The following is a 3,842-nucleotide window of genomic DNA, read 5'->3' as shown; positions in this document are numbered from 1 at the left end:
CGAGGCCAGCGTATGGCCGGGCGAGTGCATCACCCGCGCCTCGAGTTCGCCGATCCGGAAGCGGTCGCCATCCTCGAACAGCCGGTCCCATTGCGAGCCGTCGGTGCGCAGTTCCGGCCAGTGGTAGAGCTGCTGCCAGAGGCGCTGGACCTCGACCACCCGGGCGCCGATCGCGATCGGGGCGCCGGTCCTGGTCTTGAGGTAATGGGCGGCGGAGAAATGGTCGGCATGGGGGTGGGTGTCGAGGATCCACTCGACCGTGAGCCCTTCCCGCTCGACATGAGCGAGGAGCGCATCGGCGTTCCAGGTGCCGGTGGAACCGGACTTCTCGTCGAAGTCGTAGACCGGGTCGATGATCGCGCAGCGCTTGGTCGCGGGATCGGTGACGACATACTGCACGCTGGCGGTGCGGGGATCGAAGAAGGCCGTGACCTGCGGGTTACGCGCGCGCTCCCGCTCCAGCCAGCGTACGGCACCTGTCAGGTCGAAGCCGTGGGCCTGGCCGAAGCCCGCGATCTCCGGTGCGGCCATGCGGCCGTCCAGTGCCTGGCCCAGCGCGTGCAGCATCAGCGCCCGCTGGCCGGTGCGGCAATGGGCCAGGACCCGGCCGTCGGTACGGGCGAGCGCCTGGCCGAAGGCCTGGACATCCGCCTGAGTGACCGCCGTCTCCGGCACCGGGATGAAGTGGTAGGCGAGGCCCGCCGCCTCGCAGGCGGCCTTCTCGGCAGCACTGCCGGGCTGCCCCGGATCCTCGCCATCCGGCCGCGCGTTGATCAGCGCCCGGAAGCCCTGGGCCGCCAGACTGCCCAGTTCCGCGACTTCCGGCTGCGGCGCCACCGCTAGCCGCTCGTCGACTGGCACGATCCGCATGACTGCTCCTCCTGGCCATCACCGGGCGGAGTTATGGAACGGCGGCAGAGCCCTCCTCAAGGATGGCCGTCACCGCAGGGCGGCGTGCCCGGGAACGTTCCCGCCTGCCCGCCATCGAATGGAGTGCCTGCCGCTTTTCGGCGGATGGGCGCCCAGCCCTGGAGGATGCCATGAGAATCTGCCTCGCTGCCCTGGCGCTCGCCGGCATGTTCGCCAGCCCCGTCCTCGCCGCCGACCAGGTCGCCAAGGCCCCGCCGGACGGCGACTACCGCAAGGTCAGCGAGCTGGCGAAGCTGCCGGACTTCCTGCCCGGGCTCGGCCAGCTCTATGTCGATCCCGCCACCCTGCCGGCCGGCCCCTTCCTCGCCTACGACCATGACGGCAGCCTGGTCAGCACCATCTACATGCTGCCGGTCGCGGACCTGACGGACAAGGACAGGCGCTTCGATGATCTGGCCGCACCCGGCGGGGCGGTCGATCATGTCGATGTCTACTTCAATGCCGGCCATCCCGGAGTCGAGACGCCGCATGCGCATGTGGTGCTGTGGCATGTCCCGGCTGCGGACGAAGCACGGGTGGCCAAGTGATCGTCACGCGCCGGCGGGTGCTGCGGATCGGCGGGGTCATCCTCGCCGGTCTCGCCGGCACGGCGTCCGGCAGCACCGGCGGGGCCGCCGAGATCGCGATGCGGGGCAATGAAGACGGCTCCGACGTGTGGTACGATCCGGTCGGCCTCCATGTCCGCCCGGGCCAGGCGATCCGGTGGACCAACCACGATGCCGGCAATGCCCACACGGCCACGGCCTACCACCCGCACCATTCCGGCCGCCCCAACCGGATCCCGGACGGCGCTGCGCCATGGGATTCCGGCTATCTCCTGCCGGGCGAGAGCTTTGCCGTCACCCTCCTGGTCGAGGGGGTCTATGACTATTTCTGCCTTCCCCATGAGCTGGCCGGCATGGTCGGGCGGATCGTCGTGGGCAGCCCGCCGGTGGCCGAACCGCCTCCCGGCGACGTGCCGGGCGTGTTTCCCCCGGTCGGGCAGATCCTGCGGGAGGGCTCGGTCCGGCGCAGCCGGACGGCGCGGCGCGGCCATCGGGAACATTTCCCCGCCTCGTGCATCTCATGATCAGGCTCAAGGAGATGGGCGATGATGTCAGGAGCAGCCGCGCCGGCATGGGTGCCGGACGAGTCGGGCGATCTGGCGCTGGTCGAACGGGCGCGCCGCCACGACCAGGAGGCGTTCCGCCTGATCATGCAGCGGCACAACCGGCGGCTCTACCGGGTGGCGCGCGGCATTCTCGGCGACGACAGCGAGGCCGAGGACATCGTCCAGGAGACCTATCTGCGCGCCTTCACCCATCTGGACACGTTCCGCGGCGCTGCGCGGCTGTCGACCTGGCTCACCCGGATCGCGGTGAACGAGGCGCTGGGCCGGCTCCGGCAACGGCGGCCCCTTTTCGACCTGAATGTTCTCGACACGATGGATGAGCAGGGAGAGGCTCAAGTGATCTTCCTCCCATCGGCTGCCCGGGATGGGGGACCGGAAGCGGCTGCCGCCCGCGCCCAGGCGCGTCGCCTGCTCGAGGACGCGATCGACCAGCTGCCGGATGCGTTCCGCATGGTGTTCATGATGCGCGAGGTCGAGGAGATGAGCGTCGACGAGACCGCCTTCCAGCTGGGGCTGCTCGCCGAGACCGTGCGCACGCGGCTCTATCGTGCCCGCCGGCTCCTGCGGCAGACGCTCACGCGGAGCTTCACCACCACTCTGGCGGATGCGTTCCCGTTCGACGGTGCGCGCTGCGAGCGGATGACCAGGACCGTGCTGGCACGCCTCCCGGCTGCCCCGAGCGAACCGCCCGGGGAATGAGCGGCATGGATCTCTCGCGCATCGCGGCCGACAGCATTCTCGCCGCGGCCGCCGATGCCGTGGTGGTCACGGATGCCGAAGGGATCATCCGGGTGTGGAACCCGGGTGCCGAGCGCATCTTCGGCCATGTCGCCGGCGAGGCGGTCGGGCAGTCGCTCGACCTGATCATCCCGGAGCGGCTGCGCGAGCGCCACTGGCAGGGCTTCCGCGAGGTCGTCCGGACCGGCCGGAGCCGCTATGGCGCCGGCGACCTGCTGGCGGTTCCGGGCATCCACAAGGACGGGCAGCGCATCTCGCTGGAGTTCACCATCGTCCCCTTCCATGACGACGGGGGGCGGATCGCCGGCATGGTCGCGGTGATGCGCGACGTGACCGCCCGGTTCGAGGAGACCAGGCGGCTGAAGCGGGAGCTGGCGGAAGCCAGAGGAGGCGGCGGCTGACGCCGGCTCAGGCCGCCGAAGGCAGGCAGGCCGGGCCCAGCGGCTCGAAGCTCTTGTAGCCCAGGATGAATTCCTGGTGGCCCAGGTCCTCCGAGCGGGTCTTCCGGCCACCGGCCGCCGCCAGGATCAGGTCGAAGATCTCCTGGCCGACCTCGTCCAGCGTGGCTTCGCCGTTCAGGATCCGGCCGGCATCGACGTCCATGTCGTCGGCCATGCGCTTGTAGGTCTCGGGATTGGCGCAGATCTTGACGACCGGCGAGATGGCCGAGCCCACCACCGAGCCGCGCCCGGTCACGAACAGCACCAGATGGCTGCCGCAGGCGATCAGCTCGGCGATCTCGGCATTGTCGTTGATGTTGGGAAAGCCGAACCGGACCTCGCCATCCGGCACCACGTCCAGGAGATAGAGCCCGCCCTTGGGCGGCAGGTCGCCGGGCTTGATCAGGCCGGTGATCGGCGAGCGGCCGGACTTGGCATAGGCCCCCATCGACTTCTCCTCGATGGTGGAAAGCCCGCCATCAGCGTTGCCCGGGGCGAACGAGCCGTAGCCGAGCGTCGCATAATAGCGGGCGGCCTTGGCGACACTCGCCTCCAGCTCCTGGCCGAGCTCCGGGGTGATCGCGCGCGCCGCCATGATGTGCTCGCAGCCGATCAGCTCGCCG

At 70.1% G+C, this 3,842-nt stretch carries 5 protein-coding genes and 1 pseudogene; 4 read left to right on the top strand and 2 right to left on the bottom strand.

All coding sequences use genetic code 11. The features are described 5' to 3' along the window. Positions 1-870, bottom strand: an 870-nt coding sequence (locus tag VNS22_RS13885; RefSeq protein WP_325733365.1) for a TIGR01244 family sulfur transferase, incomplete at its 3' end; no start/stop codon positions are given. A gap of 170 nt (positions 871-1,040) precedes the next feature. On the opposite strand from VNS22_RS13885, the gene VNS22_RS13880 reads away from it, so the two are divergent. The 4 genes from VNS22_RS13880 to VNS22_RS13865 are packed head-to-tail and all read left to right on the top strand — an operon-like array spanning position 1,041 to position 3,180. Beyond that, positions 1,041-1,457 carry a DUF5602 domain-containing protein gene (locus VNS22_RS13880; protein ID WP_325733363.1) on the top strand — a complete coding sequence of 139 codons (417 nt, stop codon included), beginning with the start codon at positions 1,041-1,043 and terminating at the stop codon, positions 1,455-1,457. Next, positions 1,454-1,999 carry a plastocyanin/azurin family copper-binding protein gene (locus VNS22_RS13875; RefSeq protein WP_325733361.1) on the top strand — a complete coding sequence of 182 codons (546 nt, stop codon included), beginning with the start codon at positions 1,454-1,456 and terminating at the stop codon, positions 1,997-1,999. Before VNS22_RS13880 ends, VNS22_RS13875 begins: the two co-directional genes overlap by 4 nt. A 24-nt stretch (positions 2,000-2,023) precedes the next feature. Then, positions 2,024-2,740, top strand: a complete 717-nt coding sequence (locus VNS22_RS13870; protein ID WP_414653361.1) for an RNA polymerase sigma factor — start codon at positions 2,024-2,026, stop codon at positions 2,738-2,740. 5 nt (positions 2,741-2,745) lie between these two features. Beyond that, complete coding sequence (locus VNS22_RS13865; protein ID WP_325733357.1) at positions 2,746-3,180, top strand: PAS domain S-box protein; 435 nt, start codon at positions 2,746-2,748, stop codon at positions 3,178-3,180. A 7-nt stretch (positions 3,181-3,187) separates the two neighbouring features. On the opposite strand, the pseudogene VNS22_RS13860 reads toward VNS22_RS13865, so the two are convergent. Next, positions 3,188-3,842: pseudogene (locus VNS22_RS13860) on the bottom strand (hydrolase); the annotation flags it as partial.

This window comes from Geminicoccus sp., from assembly GCF_035556675.1.
Classification (GTDB): Bacteria; Pseudomonadota; Alphaproteobacteria; order Geminicoccales; family Geminicoccaceae; genus Geminicoccus.
This window is presented reverse-complemented; position numbering and strand designations above follow the sequence as displayed.

Excerpts from the sequence above, each read along its gene's own strand:
- VNS22_RS13870 (WP_414653361.1), top strand. The coding sequence starts at position 2,024 with ATGTCAGGAGCAGCCGCGCCGGCATGGGTGCCGGACGAGTCGGGCGAT.
- VNS22_RS13865 (WP_325733357.1), top strand. The coding sequence starts at position 2,746 with ATGGATCTCTCGCGCATCGCGGCCGACAGCATTCTCGCCGCGGCCGCC.
- VNS22_RS13880 (WP_325733363.1), top strand. The coding sequence starts at position 1,041 with ATGAGAATCTGCCTCGCTGCCCTGGCGCTCGCCGGCATGTTCGCCAGC.